24 protein-coding genes and 2 tRNA genes are annotated in these 26,007 nt (G+C 47.8%); 23 read left to right on the top strand and 3 right to left on the bottom strand.

Annotation, left to right across the window (positions count from 1 at the left end; translation table 11 throughout):
- Positions 1 to 174: 174 nt before the first annotated feature.
- From AC9UES_RS01715 to AC9UES_RS01680, 8 genes are all read left to right on the top strand, one after another.
- Positions 175 to 1,002 (top strand): M15 family metallopeptidase, encoded by an 828-nt coding sequence (locus AC9UES_RS01715; protein WP_509526125.1) that lies wholly within the window; start codon positions 175 to 177, stop codon positions 1,000 to 1,002.
- Positions 1,003 to 1,044: 42 nt separating this feature from the next.
- Positions 1,045 to 1,995, top strand: coding sequence for a prephenate dehydratase (gene pheA, locus AC9UES_RS01710; protein WP_509526123.1), 951 nt, complete (start codon positions 1,045 to 1,047; stop codon positions 1,993 to 1,995).
- 47 nt (positions 1,996 to 2,042) lie between these two features.
- Complete coding sequence (gene serS, locus AC9UES_RS01705; RefSeq protein WP_509526120.1) at positions 2,043 to 3,311, top strand: serine--tRNA ligase; 1,269 nt, start codon at positions 2,043 to 2,045, stop codon at positions 3,309 to 3,311.
- Positions 3,312 to 3,334: 23 nt separating this feature from the next.
- Positions 3,335 to 4,180, top strand: a complete 846-nt coding sequence (locus AC9UES_RS01700; protein WP_509526118.1) for an HAD family hydrolase — start codon at positions 3,335 to 3,337, stop codon at positions 4,178 to 4,180.
- A gap of 29 nt (positions 4,181 to 4,209) precedes the next feature.
- Positions 4,210 to 4,297: transfer RNA gene (locus tag AC9UES_RS01695), tRNA-Ser, on the top strand.
- A gap of 89 nt (positions 4,298 to 4,386) precedes the next feature.
- Positions 4,387 to 5,484, top strand: coding sequence for an LCP family protein (locus AC9UES_RS01690; RefSeq protein ID WP_509526115.1), 1,098 nt, complete (start codon positions 4,387 to 4,389; stop codon positions 5,482 to 5,484).
- Between the two features lie 65 nt (positions 5,485 to 5,549).
- Positions 5,550 to 5,640, top strand: a tRNA-Ser gene (locus AC9UES_RS01685).
- A 46-nt stretch (positions 5,641 to 5,686) separates the two neighbouring features.
- Positions 5,687 to 7,504 carry an ABC transporter ATP-binding protein gene (locus tag AC9UES_RS01680; RefSeq protein ID WP_509526113.1) on the top strand — a complete coding sequence of 606 codons (1,818 nt, stop codon included), beginning with the start codon at positions 5,687 to 5,689 and terminating at the stop codon, positions 7,502 to 7,504.
- 4 nt (positions 7,505 to 7,508) lie between these two features.
- Here AC9UES_RS01680 and gmd read toward each other — a convergent pair whose 3' ends face one another.
- Positions 7,509 to 8,522, bottom strand: coding sequence for a GDP-mannose 4,6-dehydratase (gene gmd, locus AC9UES_RS01675; protein ID WP_509526111.1), 1,014 nt, complete (start codon positions 8,520 to 8,522; stop codon positions 7,509 to 7,511).
- 229 nt (positions 8,523 to 8,751) lie between these two features.
- Here gmd and AC9UES_RS01670 point away from each other — a divergent pair, with 229 nt between their 5' ends.
- The 4 genes from AC9UES_RS01670 to AC9UES_RS01655 all read left to right on the top strand — a co-directional run bounded on the left by AC9UES_RS01670 (position 8,752) and on the right by AC9UES_RS01655 (position 12,955).
- Positions 8,752 to 9,876, top strand: coding sequence for a glycosyltransferase (locus tag AC9UES_RS01670; protein WP_509526108.1), 1,125 nt, complete (start codon positions 8,752 to 8,754; stop codon positions 9,874 to 9,876).
- Positions 9,869 to 10,321 (top strand): WxcM-like domain-containing protein, encoded by a 453-nt coding sequence (locus AC9UES_RS01665; RefSeq protein ID WP_509526105.1) that lies wholly within the window; start codon positions 9,869 to 9,871, stop codon positions 10,319 to 10,321. The genes AC9UES_RS01670 and AC9UES_RS01665 overlap by 8 nt, the downstream gene beginning before the upstream one ends.
- A gap of 67 nt (positions 10,322 to 10,388) precedes the next feature.
- On the top strand, positions 10,389 to 12,038 hold the full coding sequence (locus AC9UES_RS01660; protein WP_509526103.1) for a DUF2142 domain-containing protein: 1,650 nt from the start codon (positions 10,389 to 10,391) through the stop codon (positions 12,036 to 12,038).
- Positions 12,035 to 12,955 carry a GDP-L-fucose synthase family protein gene (locus AC9UES_RS01655; RefSeq protein ID WP_509526101.1) on the top strand — a complete coding sequence of 307 codons (921 nt, stop codon included), beginning with the start codon at positions 12,035 to 12,037 and terminating at the stop codon, positions 12,953 to 12,955. Before AC9UES_RS01660 ends, AC9UES_RS01655 begins: the two co-directional genes overlap by 4 nt.
- Here the strand turns inward: AC9UES_RS01655 and AC9UES_RS01650 are convergent, their stop codons facing one another.
- Positions 12,956 to 14,530 (bottom strand): phytoene desaturase family protein, encoded by a 1,575-nt coding sequence (locus AC9UES_RS01650; protein WP_509526098.1) that lies wholly within the window; start codon positions 14,528 to 14,530, stop codon positions 12,956 to 12,958.
- A 221-nt stretch (positions 14,531 to 14,751) separates the two neighbouring features.
- On the opposite strand from AC9UES_RS01650, the gene AC9UES_RS01645 reads away from it, so the two are divergent.
- The 8 genes from AC9UES_RS01645 to AC9UES_RS01610 all read left to right on the top strand — a co-directional run bounded on the left by AC9UES_RS01645 (position 14,752) and on the right by AC9UES_RS01610 (position 22,966).
- Entirely contained in the window at positions 14,752 to 15,834 is a 1,083-nt protein-coding gene (locus tag AC9UES_RS01645; RefSeq protein ID WP_509526095.1) for a LacI family DNA-binding transcriptional regulator, read from the top strand.
- A complete protein-coding gene (locus tag AC9UES_RS01640; RefSeq protein WP_509526092.1) occupies positions 15,831 to 17,105 on the top strand; it encodes a sugar ABC transporter substrate-binding protein in 1,275 nt (424 codons plus the stop codon). The genes AC9UES_RS01645 and AC9UES_RS01640 overlap by 4 nt, the downstream gene beginning before the upstream one ends.
- 68 nt (positions 17,106 to 17,173) lie before the next feature.
- Entirely contained in the window at positions 17,174 to 18,253 is a 1,080-nt protein-coding gene (locus AC9UES_RS01635) for a carbohydrate ABC transporter permease (protein WP_509526089.1), read from the top strand.
- A gap of 2 nt (positions 18,254 to 18,255) precedes the next feature.
- A complete protein-coding gene (locus tag AC9UES_RS01630) occupies positions 18,256 to 19,146 on the top strand; it encodes a carbohydrate ABC transporter permease (RefSeq protein ID WP_509526086.1) in 891 nt (296 codons plus the stop codon).
- Between the two features lie 3 nt (positions 19,147 to 19,149).
- Positions 19,150 to 20,097, top strand: a complete 948-nt coding sequence (locus AC9UES_RS01625) for a glycosyl hydrolase family 32 (protein ID WP_509526084.1) — start codon at positions 19,150 to 19,152, stop codon at positions 20,095 to 20,097.
- Between the two features lie 231 nt (positions 20,098 to 20,328).
- Complete coding sequence (locus AC9UES_RS01620; RefSeq protein WP_509526082.1) at positions 20,329 to 20,982, top strand: response regulator transcription factor; 654 nt, start codon at positions 20,329 to 20,331, stop codon at positions 20,980 to 20,982.
- On the top strand, positions 20,979 to 22,727 hold the full coding sequence (locus tag AC9UES_RS01615; RefSeq protein WP_509526079.1) for a sensor histidine kinase: 1,749 nt from the start codon (positions 20,979 to 20,981) through the stop codon (positions 22,725 to 22,727). Before AC9UES_RS01620 ends, AC9UES_RS01615 begins: the two co-directional genes overlap by 4 nt.
- Positions 22,728 to 22,732: 5 nt before the next feature.
- Positions 22,733 to 22,966, top strand: a complete 234-nt coding sequence (locus tag AC9UES_RS01610; RefSeq protein WP_509526077.1) for a DUF5522 domain-containing protein — start codon at positions 22,733 to 22,735, stop codon at positions 22,964 to 22,966.
- Here the strand turns inward: AC9UES_RS01610 and AC9UES_RS01605 are convergent.
- Entirely contained in the window at positions 22,956 to 23,936 is a 981-nt protein-coding gene (locus AC9UES_RS01605) for a carbohydrate kinase family protein (protein ID WP_509526075.1), read from the bottom strand. The genes AC9UES_RS01610 and AC9UES_RS01605 overlap by 11 nt on opposite strands.
- A gap of 35 nt (positions 23,937 to 23,971) precedes the next feature.
- On the opposite strand from AC9UES_RS01605, the gene AC9UES_RS01600 reads away from it, so the two are divergent.
- Genes AC9UES_RS01600 through AC9UES_RS01590 form a run of 3 tightly spaced genes read left to right on the top strand, consistent with a single transcriptional unit; the run spans position 23,972 to position 26,004 of the window.
- Entirely contained in the window at positions 23,972 to 25,108 is a 1,137-nt protein-coding gene (locus AC9UES_RS01600; RefSeq protein ID WP_509526072.1) for a hypothetical protein, read from the top strand.
- The gene (locus AC9UES_RS01595) at positions 25,105 to 25,749 is read left to right on the top strand and encodes an HAD-IA family hydrolase (protein WP_509526070.1); all 645 of its coding nucleotides are present in this window, start codon (positions 25,105 to 25,107) and stop codon (positions 25,747 to 25,749) included. Before AC9UES_RS01600 ends, AC9UES_RS01595 begins: the two co-directional genes overlap by 4 nt.
- Positions 25,750 to 25,752: 3 nt before the next feature.
- Entirely contained in the window at positions 25,753 to 26,004 is a 252-nt protein-coding gene (locus AC9UES_RS01590; protein ID WP_509526068.1) for a glutaredoxin family protein, read from the top strand.
- Positions 26,005 to 26,007 lie beyond the last annotated feature (3 nt).

The following is a 26,007-nucleotide window of genomic DNA, read 5'->3' as shown; positions in this document are numbered from 1 at the left end:
CTAGTTGGGCACGGGATTTGTGAGTGTCCTCCCTGCGCTGGCATTACCCAAGATCAGGTTCGACGGTCGAAGACTATAAAGTCTCCCTCTCAGTCTGGTTTCACCAAACTCCCGTGTTGGTAATAAGTCTAGGCTCAAGTTGATTCTTCGCAACCAAAAGTTAGGCTTACCTCCGTGCCAACCAAAAAGAGGATTCGTCAAAGACCCCCTATCGGGCTAAGTGTGTTTGGCGTCTTGACTGTTGTTTTGCTACTAGCAGCAGGAGCACACGGAGTGTTTGTCTCTTTAGCGGAGTCCAAACGTTCATCTTCCCCTAGTGAGCAATCACCCCCTCCCACGCCCCCGGATCAGGCTGGCTCCGAACCCGTTTCAATTTTCAATCCCCCAATCCGATCAATTGACGATCCCGATTCAACCTGGTTGGTCTCAAACAAGCACCGACCACTTTCACCAATTAGCTACGAACCAAAAAGACTTCGTACCCCGAATCTAGCTGACCCCCAATTACAGAACCCGTCAGAACAAGAGCTTAGAGATGAAGTTGCGTGGGCTACCGAACGAATGGCTACCGCGATGAGTAACGCGGGGGCTGGGACCCTGGTTCTCAATAGCGGCTACCGACCCTTTGACATGCAACAAACAATTTATGTAAGGCTGAAAAACCAGCGAGGTTTAGCCGTTGCTGAGCAACTTATCGCGAGGCCTGGATACAGCGAACACCAGACTGGATTGGCAGCTGATTTCTCAGCTGCAGGTCAAGGTTGTGTGATTCTGACCTGTTTTGGAAAAACCGAAGCCGGTGTTTGGCTAAGTGGAAATGCGCATTTTTTTGGATTTATCATTCGATATCCAGAAGGCAAAGAGGCCATCACGGGATTCCAATATGAGCCTTGGCACCTGAGGTATGTAGGGGGTGCGCTTGCTATCGAGATGAAAGAGAAAGGTGTTCAGACGCTAGAGGAGTTTTGGCAGCTACCAGCCAGCCCTGGCTACTTAGGGTAAAAAAATCAACCGCTTGGCCCTTTTGGGGATTAACCTTTATTCATGCCCAACAAAAACAGTTATTCCGCAAGAAAGCTTTCTTATGCATTTTTAGGACCAGCCGGCACATTCACAGAGCTTGCTGTGAAACAAATCAATCAGGCCAAGGGCGCCTCACTAATTTCAGTCAATCACGTGTCTGAGGCAATCGACTTGGTTATCTCTGGCAAAGTTTCTAGGGCCGTTGTTCCAGTGGAGAACTCGATTGAAGGGGGAGTATCGGCAACCCTTGATGCTCTTGCCGGAACAGAGCTGATTCGAATCTACGGAGAATATCTAGTTCCAGTTACCTTCAACTTGGTTGCTAAGCCAGGAACAAAACTTTCGAACGTAAAAACCGTAGCCACCCACCCGGTTGCCTATGCGCAAAGCAGAAAATGGCTACTCGAGAAACTTCCAAGTCACGTTCACCTTCCAACCACATCTACTGCTTCTGCAGCAAAGGATCTTTTGGAGAGCTCCTACGCTGATGCGGCAATTGCAGCACCGTCAATAACAAATCATTTCAAACTGATTACTCTTGCCAAGAACATCGGTGAAAACAAGCAAGCACAGACCAGGTTTATTCAAATTGGCCTTGCGGGGGATTTATCTAAACCAACGGGAGCCGATAAGACCTCTGTAATTGTTGAGCTACCTACCGATAGACCAGGATCGCTTCTTGAGATGCTTGAGCAATTTGCCACCAGGGGTGTAAACCTAACGCGAATTGAATCACGCCCAATTGGGGACAGGCTAGGTCGTTACCGATTCAACATCGACGCGGAAGGACACGTGTTGGATGAGTCAGTTGGTGAGGCTTTGGCTGGTCTTCACAGATTCAGCCCCAAAGTTAGTTTCTTAGGCTCTTACCCAAGAGCAGACAAACAACAGACTGCTCCATCTGGAAATAACTCAAATGGACAATACGGTGAAGCTAAAAAGTGGCTGGAAGCCATTCGCAAAGCTCGTTAGTCACGCAACCTAAACTTGCTTTGCCCCTTGCCTTGTATTCTTGAAGGGTGATCGACCTAAATCTCCTTAGAGAATCCCCTGATGCCATCAAGGCATCTCAGCGTGCCAGGGGTAGAGAAGAATCACTAGTTGACCAAGCAGTCGATGCCGACGCCAAGCGCCGGAAGGCGCTCGCAGAGTTTGAAACCCTAAGGGCTGAACAAAACGCTCACTCCAAGCTAGTTTCCAGCGCTTCTAAAGATCAAAAAGCTGAACTAGTAGCAGCCGCTCAAGACTTAGCTAGCAAAGTGAAGGCTGCTAATGATTTAGCCAATACGGCCTCTGAAGAACTTGATGCGATCTTATGGAAAATCGAAAACGTAGTAAATAAAGGTGTTCCTTCCGGGGGCGAGAAAGACTTTGTTGTCCTCAGGGAAGTGGGAACAAAGCCCTCGTTTGATTTTGAACCTAGAGATCATGTTGCCCTTGGTGAACTATTGGATGTAATCGACATTGAACGAGGCGCAAAGATCTCGGGCTCCAGGTTTTATTTCCTAAAAGGCATGGGTGCGAGGCTAGAGCTCGCTCTAATGAACTTGGCCTTAGATCTTGCAACCAAGGCTGGCTTTACTGCGCTGATTACGCCAACTCTTGTTAGGCCTGAAATCATGGCAGGAACCGGTTTTCTTGGCGAGCACGCAGACGAGATCTATTATCTTCCAGCAGATGATCTGTACCTCACCGGAACAAGTGAAGTGGCTCTTGCTGGATATCACCGAGATGAGATCATCGATCTCAACGATGGACCCCTTAGGTATGCAGGGTGGTCAACTTGCTACAGAAGAGAAGCCGGTAGTCACGGAAAAGACACCAGAGGAATTCTCAGGGTTCACCAATTCAACAAGCTTGAAATGTTTAGCTACATCAAGCCAGAACAGGCTGAGCAAGAGCATCAAAATCTTTTGGCTTTTCAAGAGCAGATGCTTCAGGCTTGCGAGTTGCCGTATCGAATCATTGATACCGCAGCTGGTGACCTTGGTTCATCGGCAGCAAGAAAATACGATGCGGAGGCTTGGGTTCCAACTCAAAACAATTTCCGTGAGTTAACCTCCACCTCAAACTGCACCACTTATCAAGCCCGTCGTTTAAACGTTCGCTATAGAACTGAAGAGGGCAAGACGGCGATAGCTGCCACGCTCAATGGAACCCTGGCCACAACCAGGTGGCTCGTCGCAATCCTAGAAAACCACCAGCTCGCTGATGGTTCAGTGAAGATCCCTGCTGCTTTGAGGCCATACCTTGGTGGAGAAGAACTTATCCTTCCCAAGAACGCATAACAGAAACCAACAACGAATCCAACATGCCAAATCTTTCCCCAAGTGACCGATGGCTAATCGGCCTGGACATCGACGGTACCCTAGTTCATGATGACGGATATCTTTCTCCTGAGGTTGCCAAAGAAGTAAGTCGGGTCAAGGGCCTAGGGCATGAAGTAATTGTTGCAACTGGCCGGTCTGCCCCAAACGCTGTCCCCGTAGTTAGAGATCTTGGAATCGAGCAAGGCTTTGTCGTCAGTTCAAATGGAGCCGTGACTGTTGAGCTAGATAACCAGCACCCAAGAGGGTTCAAGATAGCCGACGTGATTACCTTTGAACCCGCCGAGGTACTGACACAGCTGATTGAACATTTACCTCAGGCGCACTTCGCCGTAGAAGATGTCGATGGAAGCTACCGCTTTCATCGACCTTTCCCCTCATATGCACTTGGTGACCAAAACTTTGAGACTCCGCTTGATGAACTTATGCACCACCCCGTTAGCAGAGTTGTTGTATTGTCTCCAGAACACGACGTTGATGAATTCTTGGGTTTGATTTCAAAGATCGGATTGTCTTCTGTTAGTTATGCGATTGGCTACACCGCTTGGTTAGACATTTCCCCACAAGGTGTCACTAAGGCAAGCGCTTTAGAAGTTCAGCGATCCCGCTTGGGAATCGAAAAGAGCCAGGTTCTAGTAATGGGCGATGGAAGAAATGACATCGAGATGTTCGAGTGGGCCAAAAATTCTGGTGGATTAGCATTTGCCATGGGCCAAGCCCCAAAAGAAGTCCAATTGGCTGCAACCGATGTCACCGCATCAGTTACTGACGACGGGGTTGCGCAGGTCCTTGCAGGCCTCGAGGGCTTTTTGTTTTCTAGACGGCGCTAGTAGTGCGCAATTGCTATAAACTCCTTTACGGAGGTCTGTCCGAGCGGCCGATGGAGCTGGTCTTGAAAACCAGTGAACAGCAATGTTTCGTGGGTTCGAATCCCACGGCCTCCGCCATAGAAGCTGAGAGTTTCCAGAGCTTGACCGAGAAACTATCCGTTTTCAATAGACTGGAAACTTAGGTTTAGCTAGGGATTGGAAGTTTGTTGTCAGACAATTTACCAAACTTCTCTTCCCGCAGAGTAATCAGACCTCCTGCAGATCCCAAGAAATTCCCACCACGACATGGAGATCAGAAGCCACCCGCTCCAGGCAGAAAGTATGTCCGATGGGCATTCAAGGGTTTGGCGGTTGTCGCAGGAGCTGCAGTAGCAGCTGCTGGAATTTCGGCTTTTGATATTTACAACAAACTAAACCAAGACAACATTGTTTTGGCTACCAGCGGCGAAGTGGACCTCGAGGGCTCAATTAATTTTCTGCTTATCGGATCTGATACTCGAGACGGCCAAGGTAAAGAATATGGCGAGGGAGAAGTATCCTCCGAGCTAGCAGATGTGATCATCTTGTTACACATAACAAAAGACAGACAGGATGCAACAGTAGTTTCCTTCCCTAGAGACCTGTTGGTTTCGGTGCCCGAATGCCCGAATCCAGAGGGAGGGGTTTTCCCAGCAGTTGACCGTCAGCAAATAAACGCAACTATCTCTCGAGGCGGAGTAGCCTGCACGCACCTTGCTGTTCAAAAACTGACCGGTCTCGAAATTCCGTTTCTGGCCATGATTGACTTCAACGGTGTAATTGAAATGTCAAACGCTGTCGGTGGTGTAGAAGTCACAATTGACCAGGATATTTCTGACGACTATTCCAAGTTTTACATTGATGCAGGGACACACACCCTGAAGGGCAAAGAAGCCCTTGGCTTCTTAAGAACTAGGCATGGGTTCGGGGATGGTTCTGACCTAGGTCGAATCTCAAATCAACAAATGTTCCTCATGTCCCTGTTCGACAAGATCAAGCAAGATGGAGTTCTGAACAATCCGGTTGCCCTATACAGTCTTGCCAGTTCTGCCGCACGAAACATGAAGCTATCCGAATCAGTTACTGAACTCGACACAATGGTTACGTTGGCTGGTGCGCTTAGGCAGGTTGACACCTCACGAATGATTTTTACTGCAGTACCAACCTATGCATTGGGCGGAGCCGATAACGGCCGCCTCGCCCTACTTCCAGATGAGGCGACTGAGCTTTTTGATCAAATTCGGAATGACATTCCAGTTGTGATCAAACCAGCCACAAGCCCCTAAGACAATAGCCTTAGATATTTTCCCATTGGCTCCAATCTTAAGTGGGCTAAACTCATAACGTTCTCGGAGACGTCGCATAGCCCGGTCGAGTGCGCCTCACTGCTAATGAGGTAGGGGTGTTAAAGCCCCTCGGAGGTTCAAATCCTCTCGTCTCCGCTGTCAATCAGTAATCAAATACCCGAGTCGCAATTAGACTTTGTTTGTGCTCAAATCAATAAAATTAAGTCTTTCTTTTTTAACTTCACTTGAGAAGCTAGTTTGGTTTGCACTAGTGGTAGTCAGATCGATGCTCGCATTTCTCGACATAGCAGCAATTGCTGCCATTGGATACTTGGCAACATCCTTAGGGGCAATTGCGTCAGGAGGCGTAAGCCCAAGTATAGAATTTGCAGGCATAACACTACCTAGCGTTACAAACCAAACGGTCCCAGTATTAGCAGCCATAATTATTGGCTTATTTATCTTTAAATCCATACTCAACATTGCCCTTACAGGTTGGGCAGTTTTCTTCGTTGCCAAAATCGAATCAAATGCCGCAAAGCGGATATCAGAGATTAGGTTCAACGGCAATCTTGCAGATGCGAGAAAATATTCATTAGAGGAGATGATGTACGCCGCTACACAGGGAACTTCTAGCGCTTTTAATTCCTTACTGAATGGCGTAAATTCTGTTTTTTCTGAAGGTGTATTGTTTTTGTCGCTAATCGTAATGGGTTTCTTATTTGTGGACGCAAGTGCGACACTAGTGGGACTTTTGTACTTTGGAATAGTTGCCATTACCATTCAATTTGTTATTGGGCCAGTTACTCTCAAAGCTCAAGTCGAAAATTACCATAGCTCAATCAAGCTGACCACCTCAATAAGCAACCTACTTGCAGTGTTTCGTGAAGTAACCGTGTCTGGCAAGAAGGGTAAGTACCTCGATGAAATCCATTCAGCCAAAATCATGGCAACAAACAGTGGCGCAAAGAGCGGTTTCTTGTTAACGCTACCTAGACACATTATTGAAGTGGCACTAATAATTGGTATAGCCCTATTCTTTCTCGCCCAAGTGTCATCAGGAGACATTGCCAGTTCGGCTGGGAAGATCGGTGTATTTCTTGCAGGAGCCTTCAGGCTTACGACCGCTCTGTTACCTCTTCAAGCGTCATTTCTTACGATCAAATCAGCTCTTCCGAGTGCGAAAATCGCTCATGACATCCTGAAGGAGTTGCCGGAACCATTCGAACGAGAAACCAAAAGTCCAAACGCCGGTGAACAAATTGCTCAAATTGAGCAGCCCATCGGAGCTGTATTTGAGGATGTGACATTCTCATACCCGGATTCAACTTCACCTGCGTTAGTGAATCTGAATTTCACTATCGAACCAGGATCGCAGACCGCACTTATGGGTCCGTCTGGTGCTGGTAAGTCCACAATTGCAGACATGCTCTGCTTGCTCCTGAGTCCTACATCAGGTCGTGTCTTCCAAATCACCAATTCATCCGAACTCGAACTTTCGATTGGCGGACGCGTGAGTTATGTTCCTCAAAAACCTGGGATGATCTCAGGAACGATTTTGGAAAATGTGGCGCTAGGAATTGAGGCAGAAAGTGTTGACCGTGAAGAGGTAATTTCCGCACTGCAAGCAGCTCATCTGGGAACTTTAATCAAGGAGTTGCCTGAAGGAATTGATACCTCGCTTGGTAAATTGAAAGACAGCTTATCTGGGGGCCAAATGCAGCGACTAGGACTTGCTCGTGCCATCTTCTCGAAGCCGAACCTGCTCGTCATGGATGAAGCTACTTCTGCGTTGGACGCAGAGTCAGAATCTGAAATTCAAAAAACTCTTGAAGAAATGCGCGGACGGGTCACAGTGGTTGTAATCGCTCACAGGCTCAATACCATTCAGCACGCAGACAAAGTCATTTTGCTTGAGGACGGAAAAGTCAGTGATTCGGGGACCTTAAAGGAATTGATTGCCCGCAATCCTTCTGTTGAAAAGGTAGTCGCTCTTATGAGAATCGGTGAAGGGGATTAGCCTATTACACGAACTTAGGCAAGTCTACAACGTGTGAGTTCTTTGTCACACTTTCGATGTCGTGTTTTACCATCAGGCTAGCTAAGCCGGCAACGTCTAGAGTGTGCTTCCAATCAAGTTTCTTTTGAGCCTTCGAGGCATCACCGATTAGTGAGTCAACTTCTGTCGGGCGAACATAGCGATCGTCAAACTTGACGTAGTTTTGCCAATCCAAACCTGCCTCCTGGAAGGCGAAATCCAGAAAATCTCTAACTGTTGCTGATTCTCCTGTAGCAATAACAAAATCCTCAGGGGTATCAGATTGGAGCATGAGCCACATTGCTCTTACGTACTCGGGTGCATAGCCCCAGTCCCTCACTGCGTCCAGGTTTCCAAGGTAAAGATCCTTTTGGATACCAAGCTTGATTTTGGCAACCGCACGGGAGATTTTTCTTGTTACGAAGGTCTCACCTCTTCGAGGAGACTCGTGGTTAAAGAGAATCCCGTTAACTGCGAACAATCCATAAGCCTCTCTGTAGTTTCGGGTCATCCAATATGCGTAGAGCTTGGCCGCACCGTATGGGCTCCTTGGGTAGAACTCTGTAGTTTCGCTCTGAGGGGGTGGCGTCGCTCCAAACATTTCTGAGCTTGAAGCCTGATAAAACTTGGTTTCTGGGCAAGCGAGCCTTATACCCTCGAGTAGTCGAGTGGTGGCCAATCCAGTGACGTCCCCAGTAAATTCTGGTTGATCAAATGAAACACGAACGTGTGACTGAGCAGCTAGGTGGTAAACCTCGTCGGGTCTAATCGAAAAAAGAAGGGTTGTAAGCCTGGAAGCATCTGAGAGGTCGGCAAAGTGAAGAAACAAAGAGCGATTCTCTTCATGCACATCCTCAAAAAGGTGGTCGATCCGTTGGGTGTTGAGGTTGGATGCCCTTCGCACTAAACCGTGGACCTCGTAGCCCTTGGCCAGTAGAAACTCGGCTAAGTAAGAACCATCTTGACCTGTGATACCAGTGATAAGCGCTTTTTTCTTCATGCAGATAAAGTTAGCAGATTTGGACACCTAACTCTTCGAAGCGCGGTCCAATCTTGGCTTCGAAATCGAACCAAGGAAAAAAGCTAGAGAAATTGCACACCAATCAGTCTGAAAAACTCAATACATCTGAATCTCAACTCGGTTTCAAATTAGACTAAACGTAATAATTCAGCAATAGGGTTCAAAAGGCGCATTAGCTCATGAGCCGGATAGTACTGAGAAAGAATTTATGAGAATACTTCTTGTTGGAATGGCAGACAGTATTCATCTTTCACGCTGGATATCTCAATTTGATTCAAGTGATTTGATTTTTGAGGTTGTCTCTGCGTCGCCCCATAGGCGAGTTCAAAAGGGGATATCTGAGCGCGCACGGAAATCAAACCGAGTATCCATTACTTGGTTTTCTAGAGTTTTCTCACTACCGATGTGGATAATGGACAGGTTTCTATCCGACTGGGTTCGTGGCGCCTACATCGCATGGAGGATTAGGCGGTTTAATCCAGAGATTGTTCATATCCATGAGCTGCAAAATGCGGGATACGCAACCCGAAGAGCTTTTCAGCTTCTGAAAAAGAAAAAACCAAGACTTATAGTTACAAACTATGGAAGCGAAATTGTCTGGTTCTCGAAATTTCCAAAACATAGAGCAAAGATAAAGGCTTTACTTGACATAGCCGATGGGTTCAGCGCAGAGTGCACCCGCGATTACAACCTCGCAGCAAAGATTTCATCTGGCTACCAAGCACTCCCATTGATGCCAGTTGCTGGAGGGCTCGCCAAATTCACTGGACCAGAAGGTGTTCGAAACAAGATAACAATCAAGGGGTATGAAAACCATTGGGGTAAGGCAATTGTTGCCCTAGAGGCTGTTTCAGGTTTGGGATCCAGGCTAGGGAACTTTGAGATAGTTTTATACAGTTGCAACGCACCTGTGCTTCGAGCTGCAAAGCAACTCTCAAAGTCCACTGGAATGAAAATTACTACCTATAAAAAGGGCGCTCTTTCTCACAACCAGGTCATGGATCTTTTCAAATCCTCTTTGATTTACGTGGGGCATTCGCTTTCCGATGGGATTTCAACTTCTATGGTCGAGGCAATGGCCATGGGGGCAATCCCGGTCCAAACAAACACTTCTTGTGCCCAGGAGTGGGTAGTTGACAAGAAAACAGGCTTTATCTTCACCCCCAACGATTTAGATGCTCTTCGCTCTGCAGTTCTGGACATAATCGAAGGCACGTTTGATTCTGAAGCCGCAAGGGCTGAGAACTATGCTGTTATTGATTCAAGGTATAACCCAGACAAACTATCCTTAATCGCGGCCGGGTACTACCAGAGTCTTACTGCAAGTGCTTGAAGAACTAGAAGGACAAAACATGGATCAAGTGCCCAAACTAATCGTTGGTGCAAGGCATGTGGATGAAAGAGGATCCTTACTTTTCAACAATGAGTTGAATATTTCGAACTTCAGACGAATGTACATAATCAATAATTCAGATAGCCAACCTTTTCGCGGTTGGCACGGCCACGAGCTTGAGTCGAAGATATTCATTACTCTTTCAGGCCGAATTAGATTCGGCGCTGTAAGAGTCAAGGATTGGTCCGCGCCAGACAAATCGGAAGTACCTGAGGTCGCAGAGCTTAACTCAGATTCACTTGATGCTTTCTTTGTTCCCGGGGGTTACGCAAATGGAATTCTTTCGCTAGAGCCAGGTTCTCAGGCTCTAGTTATCTCCTCGTCCACTCTGAGCGACAGCTTGGTTGATGACTACAGGATTGGATCAACGTTCTGGGAGATCTAGACTTTCGTCAAATCAGACTATATTTGAAGAATTATGTCGAGACATTCAGTAGGGGCGGTTATCAGTAATGGCTGAGACAGATAGCTCAAAGAGCTCCCCGGTTATAGCTGCAGACTCCAAAAAGGGATTATCAAAGAGAGTTGTCCGCTGGGCAAGCATCTCGATTGTTTCAGCCATCATGACTTTGGGTGCTTGGGCTTTTGCGTCTCCAATTGGTTCCACCCCAGATGATGACTACCACCTGGTGAGCATTTGGTGTGGGCAGGGATTCCGGGACGGCATCTGCGAGGAAGGTTCTGAACCACGTGAAGTTGTAGTCCGTGAGACTTTAATGACTTACTCGTTCTGCTATGCAGGTAAACCTGATGAAACCGGCGAGTGTAAAGAAACAGAAGCGTTTGCACCAACAACAAGAAGTAACGGTGGGGAAAACCCGAGAGTTTTCTATTGGGTAATGAGTTGGTTTGCGAGCAATGATTTGACGGCGTCGATCATTTCAATCCGTTTCTTCAATTCAATACTTATCGTCCTTGGCTTTGCCGCTGTAATTTTTGCCCTCCCTAGACATTTGCGGCGCGTACCGGTGGTGAGTGCGGTTTCCGTGGCTGTACCGCTTGGGTTGTTTATCATTCCAAGTACCAACCCTTCTGCTTGGGGTGTTTACGCTGTTTTTCTTTTCTTCTCAGCTTTTCTGGGTTTTGTCTTAACTAAGAATCGAAGATCCCGATGGATTTTGGGACCAATTGCATTGATGACCCTTCTGATGGCAGCTGGAAGTCGACCCGATTCGGCTCTCTATATTTTGGTAGCCGTAGCAGCGGTAATTGTCATTACCTTCACGCGTAAGATGATAAATCCCATAAACATTTCGATCGTGGCCGCACTTATGTTATTGGGCGCAATTTTCTTTTTTGGTTCAGCAAACACGTCGGCAACGCTTACCGGTGCTCCTGGAGGTGGGCTAACTACATTCACAGGTGGACAGCTTTACGCAAACGTAACCAACCTGCCCACTCTATGGGTTGGTGGCTTTGGAGTTTGGGGTCTTGGTTGGCTTGATACCCCGATGTCTCCAATTGTCTGGGTGGTCGGTTGGGGAGTATTCCTCAGCTTGGTTTTTGCCGCAATTATGTATTTCAACCTTCAACAGGCACTCTCGGTCTCTTTGATTTTTGCAGCCTTGGTGCTTGTCCCAATGCTGGCTCTTACTGCCAGTGGTTTGATTGTTGGACAATTCGTCCAGCCTCGTTACTTGACCGGGTTACTGGGAATGTTGGTTGCTGCTGCGATGTTTAGGAGCTCAGTGAGCGCTGGACTAGTAATGTCTCGCGCCCAAGTTTGGATAATTGGTTTCGCGTTAATGTTTGCTCACTTCATTGCTCTTAGAACCAACCTTGGGCGCTACCTGACTGGAATGAGTGAAGTTGCAGAAAATCTCGACTATGGCTTTGCGTGGTGGTGGGTTGATAGACCAGCCAGTAATGAATTGTTCTGGTTCTCACCGAACTTGGTCTGGATTACTGGGTCGGTAGCCTTTGCAGTGTTTTTGGTTTCCCTTTGGAAACTCAGGGCAGAGCTCGGTCTTCCGGGATATAACGAATGGACTAAAGAAACCGCATCCGTTGCCTCTTCAGCAACAGCACCTAAGAAGCGAAAGACCACTACCCCTAAAAAGGTGCTTGTTGCCAAAAAAGCTAAGCCTCGGAAGAAAACATGAAAATCTACGTGGCAGGTCACCGCGGCCTAGTTGGCTCCGCAACTGTTCGGGAAATTGAAAAAGACTCCAAGCACGTCTTTATAGGTCAAACCAGAGCTGAGCTCGACTTGTTGGACAGAGCTGCAGTATTTGCTTACCTAGCCAAAGAAAAGCCAGACGCGGTCATCATTGCTGCTGCCAAAGTCGGCGGCATTCAGGCCAACAACACTTATCCTGTGGAGTTTTTGTCTCAAAACCTGCAGATTGAAACTAACCTTCTTGATGGGGCTCATGCTGCAGGAATAGAGAGAGTTCTTTTCCTTGGCTCATCATGCGTCTATCCAAAGTTTGCCCAGCAGCCGATTCGGGAAGAGTACCTACTAACTGGAGAGCTTGAGAAGACCAACGAGGCCTATGCCCTTGCCAAGATCTCAGGGCTAAAGCTTGTTCAGGCCTATAGAACTCAATACGGCCACCGTTGGATATCTGCGATGCCCACCAACATGTATGGCCCAGGTGACAATTTTGATCTGGAGAACTCGCACGTTCTGCCAGCGCTGATTAGAAAGTTCGACGACGCTAAAACCAGTGGAGCCAGCTCGGTTACTCTTTGGGGCTCGGGTTCCCCTAAAAGAGAGTTCTTACACGCCGATGATTTAGGCAGCGCTTGTATTTTCCTTTTGGAAAACTACGACAACGACATCGCCATCAACGTTGGCGTTGGCGAAGACGTTTCAATCAAGGAACTAGCAGAAACCATTAAACGAATCATCGGCTTCGAAGGATCCATCGAATGGGACTCATCGAAGCCAGATGGAACTCCAAGAAAGCTTCTCGATGTCTCTAGGCTTACCGCTTTGGGCTGGAAGGCAAAGATTTCTTTGGAAGACGGGATTTCTTCGACCTATCAGTGGTACAAAGCAAACCAAAAGGGCTAATCAGCCATTAGTTTCTAAAACTGCCATCGCTGCGTTGTGACCTGCAATTCCGCTAACTGCGCCACCTCGTCTTGCGCCTGCACCACAAACCAAGAGGTTCTCTCTTTTGGTTTCCACTCCCCATTTTTGGGCAGCGGTAGCTTTTGATTCGTGGTCTTCAAGAAAGGGCCAGGCAAGTGCTCCGTGGAAGATGTTGCCTCCTGGGAGCCTGAGAACATCTTCAAGATCCTGTGTTGTCTTTACCTCTATACAGAGCTCACCATTTGCGTCAGTCATCAGTAGATCTTCGATGTTTTCTGCAAGAACTGAATTCAAAGAAGCAAGCACTGCCTGCTTGAGTTTTTCTCGCATGTCGTCTTGGTCTTTGCCATCAAGCAGAGCGTGTGGGGTGTGCAGGGCAAAAACTGTGAGCGTTTGAACGCCTTGCTCCTGCAGCTGCCTGGACAAAATGCTTGGGTCAGTCAGTGAGTGGCAGTAGATCTCGCAGGGCAGAGGATTAGGTATCTCACCGTTGGATGCTTGCTCAAAGGCACTTTGTAACTGGCTGTAGTTTTCGTTGATGTGAAAAGTTCCCCCAAAGGCGGCTACCGGATCCAAGGACTGGTCCTTGAGTTTTGGTAAGCGCTCCAATAACAGGTTTACTTTCACCTGTGCGCCATCCATCTTGGTGGCCGCTGGAACTATGTTTTCTACTCCGGTTAGTTTCTCTAACTCCGTCGGGGAAACATTAGCCAGGAGATACTTGCCTTGAATCGATTGCTGGTTTCCTTGCTGGGTGTAGACAACTGTGTTGTTTTTACCTATGGAGCTAACATCGCAATCAGCCAGCAAGGTAACTCCAAGCTGCTTGGCTACTTTGTAGAGCGAGTCTGTCACCTGACCCATGCCGCCGATAGGTATGTTCCAGTCTCCGGTTTCATTACCGATCACGTGATACAAAAAGCACTTGTTCACATCTAGATTGGCATCAAGATTGGAACCAAAGGTTCCAATCAATCCATCTGTTAGAACTACTCCTCTAACTAGATCCGATTCAAAGCTCTCTTCAATAACTTGGCCTACCGGTTGCTCTATGAACTCTTCCCAGATCTGGTCACTACCTGAAAGCTCTCTTAGCTTTGCCTTGGCTTCAGATCTGGTTGGAAGTGGGTCAAGCACTGTTGGAAATAGTGCTTTAGCTAGCAAGGTGGTCTTTCTATAGAACTCATGCCAAGCTTCTGCGTCTTTGGTTGTCCCGATTGATTCAAATGAAGAAGCGGTAGCTACCTTGTCTTGGTTATCCACTAGGAGGCCTTCATTGGTTCCAGGTTGCGGTGTATAAGAGGAGTAGCGCCTGGGGGCTAATTGGATATCTAGCTTTAGGTCTTCAATGATCTTTTTTGGAAGAAGTGAAACGAGGTATGAGTATCTTGAAAGCTTGGCCTCTACCCCAGCAAAGGTTTGCTCAGACACCGCTGCTCCACCGAAGGTGGAGAGCCTTTCCAGCACAGTGACTTTTAGCCCTGCTTTTGCCAGATAGCAGGCTGCGGTTAGGCCGTTATGTCCCCCACCCACTACCACGACGTCCGTTTTCATCTCTCAATTATGAGGTCGATCGTGTGGAGGCTAAAACCAATCCAAGTCACCCCATGCTGTGGGCTAGCCGGTTGACGGCCACCAAAAACGCCTTGAAACGGCTGTTCTATAAGGGATTATCACGACTTAGTAACATCTGCCCAAAACGCGACTTGCCATGGACTGATTTGTGCTACTTTCATGAGAAATTAGTCAATCGTTTGACTAAATTGGAGGCGTAATTGATCCAAGCAACGCTCGCAGATGTTGCAAAAGCAACAGGGGTGTCCGTTTCGCTTGTTTCTCTAGTGCTTTCCGGTAAGTCTGCAAAGCGCTGCTCAGCTGCCACAGAGGCAAAGATTAGGAAGGTAGCCAAGGATATTGGCTATCGCACTAACCGTTTAGCTAGATCCCTTAAGGAACAGCAGACCAAGACCCTTGGAATGTTGAGCATCGAAGTTGCCACTACTCCATACGCGGGCCAGCTTCTATCAGCCGCTCAGAAGACGGCCAGGTCTCACGACTATGAGCTTTTGTTTGTTGAAGTCGAAAATAATCCTAAGTCAATCGAGGAAGCTTTTGGTTTGTTGGGAGAGCATCAAGTAGTTGGAACCATAATTGCTGCATATTTTCACTCACCAATAAAGCTGCCGACAGTGTTACCTAGAAATTTAGTTTTTGCAAACTGCCTTCCTAACAAAGGTGCTTATCCAACTTATGTCCCAGCAGAGTATTCCTCCTATATGCAATCGCTAAAGGTGCTGGGCATCGCTGGACACAAGAACGTTGGATTGATTATTGATGAATTTGAGTGGCCGGCTGTTAAGGGTAGAACCAGAGCCTTCTTTGATGCAGCTCAAAACTTTGGGTGGGTTAAACCCAACGAGCGAATCTATAAAGTATCTGACGCAACATCTGTAAATGGCTATCACGCAACTCTGGAAATGATGTTGCGCGATCCAGAGATCACGGCAATCGCTTGTTACAACGATCCCATTGCTATGGGCGCATACCAAGCCTTGCTAGAGCTGAAAATCAGTATCCCTGAGCAAGTTTCCGTTGTCGGTTTCGACGACTTGGAATTGATTTCCGGAGGTTTACGCCCCGGATTAACCACAGTCCGCTTACCCCATTACCAAATGGGGCGAGAGGCAGTGGAAAGACTCATCGATATCTGCGAAGACAGAGATGAGAACCCAAAAAAAGTAGTTGAAATCCAAGGGGAACTAGTGGTGCGTGACTCTGTTTCGGTTCCAAGAAACCCAGCAACCAGCCACTCATCATTCAGGGCTTCAGCTCAATCCAATCAAGAAGAGGAAAAATGATAAAAACAACTAGAGTTCTGCTAGCTGCTTCATTGGCTGGCACGCTTGTACTAACTGGTTGTGCGGCAACAGATGGAGCTAGTGGCGAACCAGTCAAGGTTTCGATGTGGTCACACGCGGCCGGTAATGATCAGGAAATTGCGACCGTAAAGGAAGCTATTACTGACTTTAACGCCAGTCAAACTGCCTATGAGGTAGTTCTAGAGGAGTTCCCACAGGAGTCCTACAACGACTCCATCGCTGCAGCTGCAGCGTCGGACTCTCTACCTTGCATCATCGACGTCGATGGTCCAATCATGCCTAACTGGGCGTGGGCGGGTTACATGCAGCCACTAGCAATCGACTCGGCTCTTGAGGATTCACTGCTTGCTGGAGCCAAGGGTTACTACAACGGAGAGCTTTACTCCGCTGGAGCCTGGGACGCTGCTCTTGGAATGCTAGTTCGCAAGTCGACTCTTGAGGCAGTTGGTGCGAGAGTGCCAACAGTTTCAGAACCTTGGACATTGGAAGAGTTTGATGCTCTTCTAGCAGACGTGGACGCTACCGGCGACTACGACTACGCAATGGACTGGGGTAACGGCTGGACTGGTGAGTGGTTCCCTTACGCTTACAGCCCACTTATGCAGAGCTTCGGTGGAGACCTAGTCGACCGAGACACCTTCGAAAGCGCTGATGGCGTAATCAACTCAGCAGAGGCTGTTGCCTTTGGTGACTGGTTTGGATCAACCTTCGCAGATGGCTATGCAAACCCAGCACAGACCGGTGACCGGACTGAGTTCATCGCTGGCACCATTGCAATCCAGTACAACGGTAACTGGGCTGTAAAGGATGCCGCCGAGGCCCTTGGAGATGACCTACTGATCCTTCCGCCACCAGACTTCGGTAACGGACCAAAGATCGGTGCTGCTTCATGGCAGTTCGGTGTTTCCGCAACATGTGACCAGGCCGAGGGTGCGACTCAGTTCATTGAGTTCATCCTTCAGGACAAGTACATCGTTGCATTCGCAAACCGCATTGGTTTGATCCCTGCTACTGCTACCGCAGCAGCTGAGGTTCCAAACTATGCACCAGGTGGACCATTCGCTATCTTCGTTGAGCTATCAAACGAATTCGGTGTACTACGCCCACCAACACCTGCTTACCTAAAGATCTCCACGATCTATGAAAAAGCAGTTGCTGATATCATCAACGGAGCAAACGCCAAGCAAGCCTTGGACGCTGCAGCCGATGAGATTGACGCTGATCTAGCGGACAACGACTTCTACAAGTAAGTCGTCTAAGTTAAGTCTTGGGGGTGTGGTTCACCACACCCCCAAGACCCTTACCAAAGGAAAAGTTGATGGCAACCCTGAATCTTTCCAAAGGAAAGCTCTTTAGCAACAGCCTCGAGGCCAGATCTGCGAGAGCTGGCTTTTTATTTGTTTTCCCAGCTGTATCGATGATGCTGCTGTTTCTGGTTGCGCCCGTAATTCTGGCATTCTCGCTAGGTTTCACAAACGCCAAGTTTGCTAGCCCAAATGAGCCCGAGTTCACAGGAGTAGATAACTTCGTAGAGATGCTCTCGCTGGGCCAGGTAACTGTTCCAGCTGACCCAACTGACGAGAACGTAGCCTTTGATAACCTTCGCAATTTCACCAAACCAGGAAACAACACTCCATACGCAGGCATGCAAGTGCTTACCGAAAGCTACAACGCTGATGGCACTGAAGTGGACTTCACCATTGCTGGTGATGCCTTGTTCTGGAAGTCTTTAGTAAACACCCTAATTTTTGCCGGCGTTATTGCTCCCTTACAAGGAGGCCTTGCACTGGGACTTGCACTTTTGATCAACTCCAAAATCAAAGGCAAAGTCTTTTTCCGAACGGTTTACTTCATACCTGTTGTGACATCAATGGTTGTTGTTTCGATATTGTTCATTTTCTTTTACCAAAAGGACGGCCTAGCAAACGTTATCTTGGACGCTCTGATACCCGGCTTCGAACCTGTAGCGTTCCTGGCCAATACCGATCTTGCGTTGCCAGCAATTATCTTTATGTCTGCTTGGCAGGCGGTAGGTTTCCATATGATTATTTGGCTTGCTGGTTTGCAAACAATACCCGCCGAACTCTATGAAGCCGCCACGGTTGATGGTGCGAATAAGTGGCAGCAGTTTAAGGCTGTAACCTGGCCGGGCCTAAAGACCACGTTTGTATTTGTCTTGATAATTATTTCAATTCAGGCGATGGGAATTTTCACCCAAATTAACGTCATGACGCAGGGTGGTCCGCTGGATTCAACTACAACGGTTGTTTTCCACATCTTCCGAGAAGGTTTCCGGAAAAATGATATCGGTTACTCCTCCGCTTTGGCGATTATCTTCTTCATTATCGTTGTGACTATTTCGATTATTCAGAAACGCCTAACCAGGGATAAGGATTAGCCATGAAGACTAAATTTTCCCTGGGTTTAGCCGTTCAATACGCTTTGGCAATTTTCTTTATGTTGCTATTTAGCCTTCCACTACTTTTCATGATCTCCTCCAGCTTTAAGGATCCACAGGCAATCTTTGGAGACGTTAAGTCTTGGAGAGCATTCTTCCCGGTTGGCGATGTCAACTTTGATCAGTATCTTGGAGTCTTCGACAGACTCCCCCTTGGACAATTTCTATTCAACTCAATTTTTATTTCAGGCGTCGTGGTTTTGCTTGGGCTATTCGTTAATAGTTTGGCCGGTTATGCGATTGCCCGTTTGAAATTCAAGGGGCAAAACGTGATACTAGTGGCACTCATTGCAACGCTGGTTATTCCATTCGAAACCATCGCAATGCCGCTTTTGGTGCTTGTTAACGAACTTCCAAGAATTAGTTTTGAAAATGGAACCGTCGAGCTGACAACGGGTTGGCTAAACACTTATCTGGTTCAGATTGCGCCTTTTATCGCATGGGGATTCTCAATATTCTTGTTCGTTCAATATTTCAAGACCATACCTAAAGAGTTAGATGAGGCCGCACTAATTGACGGTGCAGGATTCTTCTCGATTTACTGGAGGATTATTGTGCCATTGGCTGGCCCTGCATTTGCAACTAGTGCCATATTGAGTTTCCTTGCAATTTGGAATGCATACCTTTGGCCGGTGATGGTAGTGCAAACCGAATCTCTTCGTACTGTTCAAGTCGGTTTAGATTATTTCTGGGCTTCTACGAGTGAAGAAGGAACTCAGTGGGGAGAAATTATGGCGTACTCAACTCTTATTACCGTCCCAATTATTATTGTCTTTGTCATGTTCCAGCGGGCTTTCGTTGCCTCGGTGGCTTCTTCTGGAGTGAAAGGTTAAAAGTTGCTAAAGCTAAATGATTCATGGGTTTGGGATAGTTGGTACGTATTTGACGGAGAGAATCATCACGCCTTTTTCCTAAGAGCATCTCGGGCACTTGGCGATCCACATCGACGGCACCGCCAGCCTTACATCGGCCATGCAATTTCTAAGGACCTAAAGAACTGGACTCTGCTCCAAGACGCTATTGCTATCTCCGACCCGCCGGCTTTTGACTCTTGGACTACTTGGACCGGCAGTGTTATCAAAGGCGATGATGGCCTGTGGTGGATGTTTTACACAGGGACTTCTCGTGAGGATGGCGGAGATGTTCAGAAAGTTGGAGCTGCAAAATCTAAGGATCTAATCTCTTGGGTAAAGGTTTCCTCAGAAGCATTAGTCGAAGCAGACCCCAAGCACTACGAAATGCTGGACTACTCAAAATGGCACGATCAAGCCTGGCGAGACCCATGGGTGTTTAAGCACGAGGATGGTAAGTGGCACATGTTTATTACTGCTCGAGTAAACAATGACTCGCTCGATACCCGCGATCGGGGAACACTTGGACATGCTGTGAGCACAGACCTCATATCTTGGAAAGTTCAACCCCCGCTGATTTCAGGGGCTTCTGGATTCGGCCAGTTAGAGGTTTTCCAGGTAGAAGAGATTGACGGCAAAGCGGTGCTCCTTTGGTGTTGTGGAACCGACGAGCTCTCCGCAGCATCTAAGCAAAAATTTGGCGAAGGTGGAATGTTCTCAGTAACTGGTGAGAGCCTACTTGGGCCATTTGACATGACCAAAGCAACACGGTTTCCTCACCCGAGTATTTACGCAGCTAGAGCGGTGAAACATGAAGGCAAGTGGTTCATGCTTGGATTTATCAACGAGGTTAATGGAAAGTTCGTGGGTGAGATATGTGACCCGATTCCGCTAAAGGTAAGCGGTACGGGGTTAATCGTGAGTTTGGACTAACTTTCCAGAGGTTTAGCAACACACACCTCTAGGAGGCGAGCCTATAGCCCTGACTAGCTAGTTTTGTGGCTAGCGGACCCTTGAGAGCCACTGCGATTCTCAGTCCCTTGAGACTGCAGATTATGTGACTGCTAGGAAGTCAATCTTCGGGCATCACAATGTTTTTTTGCTTGAAAAACTTTGGGCGGTCATAATTGGATTCAGTCCACAAATCAAGAAATAGAGGTTCCAGTGCCAACATCAAGAACCCTTGTCGTGGTCGAAAACGAGTCCCTACTTCGAGATCTAATTGCTAGATCTTTGGAAGCCGTTGGTTTCCATGTAACAACAGCTGCCAACGCATCAGATGCCAAGCGTGCTTGTAAGGCGGTTGATCCAGATGCCTGCATCGTGGATATCGAATTAGGCCCTGGACCTGATGGTTTTGATTTTGCTGAGTATCTAGCTAGAGAGTCACCGGACATTGGTGTTGTCTTCCTAACTAATCTTCCTGATCCAAGATTTGCCAAAAAGGATTCCAAGGCGGTAAAGCAATCGCAGGCCTATCTTCGAAAGTCACAACTGGTTGATTCCAAAGAACTAGTTGATGCCGTCAGTGCAGTTCTAAAAGACGAAGGCGTTTCCAAGTTTCGTCATGACCAAGCCGAGGGTAGACCTCTTGCTGACTTGTCTAAGCGCCAGCTATTAGTTCTTCAGCTGATGTCGGAGGGGATGTCCAACAGTCAGATTGCTGAAGCTCGTGGAACAACCGTTCGTGCAGTTGAGGGAATGATTTCAAGGATTTTTCAAGCGCTTGATATTGATGCCAATGGATCTGGCAATGCTCGCATTGCCGCATCAAAGGCCTACCTCAGCGCTGTTGGTGCGGTAGCGACTGATCAGTGACCGAAGCGTACAAACCTCATCGCCCGACGGCCAAGAGGCTATTTCAACAGGTTGGTTCTAGATACGCACTCTCTAACCCGGTACTTTTACTTTTCCTAATCCCCGCTTTTGGCGTTGGGATAATCTTTGATCAAACAAGATTTGACTCAACTTTTGAGTATCGACTCATCAGCGCAACCATTGGTTACATCGCCACCATCATTCCCTTGTTGATCGCTCGAATTTTTCTGCCCAATAAACCAAGGCCCAGTCGGCCCGCCTTAATGATGGTTGTTTTCGCTCTGACGGGACTGATTCGCGGGGGAACACTACTTGAGTTCTCAATTTTGTCTGGGCAATTTCAAGAAGGGGAGTTGGTGTATCGCTTAGTCGGTGGCCCGCTGTTTACCTTGATTGCCTTGGTCTTGAATGCGATTGTTGCATCGAACTACGCAAGGCATAAAGAAGCACTTGTTTTATTAGCGGCCGAACGCCTGAGATTGCAGGTGAGATCTGCTGGAGTGTTAGCTCGGGTCCAACAGCAGCAAGAAGAACTCGCGTCCAAGGTGGAAACATTGATAAGGCCTGCCATCAGAAAGATTCAAGAAACTTTCACTTCAGATTCCTCATCAGCCGTGATCATATCCCTACGAAATGCGGCTGATGAAGTTGTCAGGCCTCTAAGTAGGGAAGTTGCCGAGGGGCAAGACGATTTGAACTTTGAAAGCGAACCGGCCGCCGTGAGAGTTAAGTCAGCTCTTCCAAAAAGAATCATTCTTGGGGAATTCTTGATTCCTATATGGGCAGCAACTATGTCAATTGGCCTTCTTTTTTCAAGCGCGGTTCTACTCGAGACCCCGGTCACTGCCTTATTGGTTTTGTCTCTAATCTTCTCTCTCATATTGGGCTTTGGTCGAATCATGCAGGTTCTGACTAAGTCGCTGGAGATTCCCACTTTCTTAGCCTGGTTTATTGTTCCGCTAATTTACGCTTTTCCATTGACCGCCTTTTTTGTTTTGAAGCCATTGATAAACATGCAGACAACCAACACTCAAATTTCGACAGTGATTGTTTTCGAGTGGGTCCTAGGGCTGCTTCTTTTCTTTGCTCAAATTGTTCAACTACAGCGCCGGGAGACCACCGAGCGACTAGGGGAGGTAAACCAACAGCTAGAAGTTATTTCCTCCATACTCTCTCAGGAACTTTGGCTAAACCGCAAAAGACTGGCCGCGCTATTACACGGCCCCGTGCAAGCAGCTCTTTACGCTTCCGCGATGGGCATGGCCCAAACCACCAACCCAACGCCTGAGTATCTAACTAAGGTTCAAAAGGATATCGAGACCGCTCTTGAGCAGCTAAACAATCCAAACCGACTTGAATCCGAGACCTTGCTATCGGTTCTCAACCAAGTGAAAGAACTGTGGTCAGACAGTGTTGAAGTTGAAATTGAGATTCCAGCTGAACTAGAGGCAACAATCACTAAAGAGCCTTTGACCTGTGAAGCAACAATTGAGCTGACTCGGGAACTGGTAACAAACTCAATCAAGCACGGTCATGCTCGCTGGGTAAAAGTCGATATAAATCAAATCGACCCAACTAGATTCAGCGTGGAGGTTACAGACAACGGGAAGGCCCTAGTCGAAGGTGCTACCCCGGGCTATGGAACCAAAGTCCTAAATGAGCTGAGCTTGAACTGGGAGAGGACAAGATCGGGCGACACAACGCGTTCTTACGCAGAAATGGTTCTGGCACCAGATAGCGTCTAGGTTCTATGCCTAGACCAACTCCTACCCGCAGACCACTCAGCCTTCCTCACCCGAAGAGACTGGCTGAGAATGACCCTGCGCGCGAAGAAATGCTGCGTCGTCACGAATTGGCAATGGCATTAGATCAACCGGGCTATAAAGATCCAGTAAATGGGAATTTTGTCTTTACGGCTAAGGAACTCTCCAACTTTGAGCGCTGCTGCGCTATGGAGTGCAGGCACTGCCCATTTAAGCGATAGCTGCAATAACAGCTGCTAGTTCCGCTTTAGTTGGCGGCTCTGCCCCAACTCTTTCGCAGGTGATGCTGGCAGCTATAGCTGCGACCCGAGTTATCTGAACCAATTGATCACTTGATACCGCAGCTAGTTTTTGATCCGGTCCCGCACCCAAGGCATCAATAGCTAACAGCCCGCTGAGCATGTGTGCGCAGAAGGTATCGCCAGAGCCCACGGTGTCTTGAACCGTAACCGCGCGGGAGGCAACATCAATTCGGACCTTGTTCTTGCGATAAATGCTTACGCCGTCTGGCCCGCGGGTTACAAACACAACCTGGTCGGTGTTGCCAATCCAGCCCCAAACAATCTCGTCCACGCTAGATCTAGGCGCAAGCTGGTAGAGCCAGTTGATGTCATCGTCGGAGGCTTTAACAATATTTGAAATGGAATTGATTCGCTCCACTCTTTCGCGCTCAACTGCTGCATCAAAACCGAGGGCTGGGCGAACATTGATGTCGTGAGAAAGGGTCATTGAGCCCGCTTTGAAAAATTCGCTGGCCCAAGATTCGATAATGATGTTTCCAGGACCTAACGCCATAGTCAAACAGCCAAACTGCAAAGCCTTGGCTCCGATTTCAGAAAGCTTGGCTGCGGTCGGTAATTCTTCGCGGGTGAAGTTCCAGTCAGCGGTTCCTTCAACGTAAAACGAGTACTTGGCTCCACCGCCAGGACCAATTGATGCAATTGCAAGAGAGGTTGCCTCGGGAGCATCAATTGCGTAGTCAAGGCCAACACCGTTTGATTCCAGACGAGTTCTAATTTTCTGACCGAAAGAATCTGAAGATATTCTTGCAAGAAGTTGCTGAGGTGTTCCTGCTCGGGCTAGTGCGATCGCTACGTTGGCATTTGCTCCGCCAACCACCGCCTGGTAGCTGCCAGAGTCCGCTTTACTCTCAATTAGGTCAATAAGAGCTTCGCCAATCACCACAATCATCCCTCAAGTTTATGGGTCGGGCGTAGTCTTAAGATATGGCAATCAAACTAGCTAAACAAGCAATCATTACCCCTCTTATTGGCCTTGTAGTGGGCTGGACATTGTTTATGTTCGCCATCTACTCAGATCTGTTTGTTTTCCCCATTTACGACAGCCAGGGAATGTATCTTGGGGAAACCCAGATCGTTCAGATTTCCACCTATCTATACCTGGTTGGAATCGTCGTGTTTGGACTTCTCGCTCTTCGGGGTCAACAAATGTCTCTCCACGCCAGAGAACTTGCTGGACTTGACGCACCACTTCCTCGAGCCGCTCACAGATTCACCAACTTGACTGTGGTGATCTCTCTGGTCGGTGGCTCAATTTATGCCATCGGTAATTTCCTAAATGCTTTCAATAGCTTTGGCCAAGAAAACGTAAATCTGCTGGTTCGCTTATTTGATGTTTATGTGCCAATTGTCTTGGCAACAATTCTCGTGATTTACATCTTGCTTCGAGCTTTTGTTTACAGAAAGCAAACCGTCAAGCAAGCCAAGAAGCAGGTTATGTCCGAGTCGGAGAAAGCTCTTGGATTGGGCTATGCGATTCCAATCTTGCTGACGGCCGTTGCAATCATCTTTGGACTTGTTGTGTACGACATCACCAGAACCGATCTCCAGGTCTGGGTTTGGGTAGTTATTCAGGTCATCATCGCGTTGGGTATTCTGCTTGGAACTAGATTTTCCTCAAAGGCCAAAGCTGCCAAGGCAGCTCCTCCTAGAGTTAGACAGACCTTGGCAGCAGGAGCTGCGAATTTGAACTTTGTGCTCTCTATTGTTTTTGGAGCCACCGTTTCGATTATGTCTTTCACTTTCGGAGCTAGTGCAATTGAGTCTCTAAGGATTTGGCCAGAGTATATAGAACCAGCTGAAGGTGAAGAGTTTGTTTTTGATCCGGGTTGGGAAATGGCGCCATTTGAGTGGAGCTGGTTCTTTGAATCGATGGTGCCAGCACTTATATTGCTTTTGATTGCAGCGGTTGGAATCTATTTGTTTATCACCGAGCGCAATCAAATGGCTTTGGTTTCAAAAACCAAGAAAACCGCAAGTAAGCCTGCTTCGAAGTCAGCAGCTTCCAAGAAAGCTGCACCTAAGGCCAAAGCCAAGGCTGCTGCTCCAAGAAAGCGCAAATGATTCTTAGAGCCAGTGCGCTCCTTTTTGATAACGATGGGGTTTTAGTAGATTCGCACGCCGCAGTAAATGTTGCTTGGGGAATCTTGGGCGAAGAATTTGGACTCGAGGGTTTCTCGATTTCTAATCACTACGGCACCAGAGCTCAAGATTTGATTCTTGAACTAGTGGGCGAAGCCAGGTTTGAAGCGGCTAACAATCGGATCAACGAGTTAGAACAAGCCACCGCTGATCAAACCCATGCCTTACCTGGAGCAGTAGATCTTTTGCATTCACTGCCCGCTGGTATTTGGACAATCTGTACCTCGGCGAATTCAAACCTAGGCAGGGCCCGTATCAAAGCGGCCGGGCTACCTCTACCTGAGCAGTTTGTTAGCGGGGACGATGTCGAACATGGCAAACCTGCGCCAGATCCATATCTACTGGGAGCTAAGAAGCTGGGCTTTAGCGCGAGCGATTGCATTGTCTTTGAAGATGCGGATGCTGGGGTAAAAGCAGGGTTGGCAGCAGGAGCGGCCTTTGTTGTTGGGGTGTCGAAGAGGGCATTAGAGACCGATGCTGACATTGTGGTTGAAGATTTGGCGGGAATCAGCTTTGATGGAAAGCTGTTAGTAATACCAGAAGAGAAAATTCTAAGGAGATAGCAAATGGCAGAAGTAACGTTTTATGGAGCACAGTGGTGTGGCGATTGCCGCAGATCAGAAGCACTTTTGAACACCCTGGGTGTTGATTTTGACAAAAAAGACGTCGAATCAAGCCCAGAATTTACCGAGGAAGCCAAGGCTATTTCTGGAAGAACTAACATCCCAGTAATCGTTTTTGCGGATGGCAAGCACCTAGTTGAGCCATCTGATGCCGAACTAAGCGCAGAACTGAAGGTTCGAGGCATTATTTCCTAGGAA

It is taken from the genome of Rhodoluna sp. (assembly GCF_044232805.1).
GTDB lineage: Bacteria > Actinomycetota > Actinomycetes > Actinomycetales > Microbacteriaceae > Rhodoluna.
Note: the sequence above shows the minus strand (reverse complement) of the source record. Positions and strands in the feature narration are given on the sequence as shown.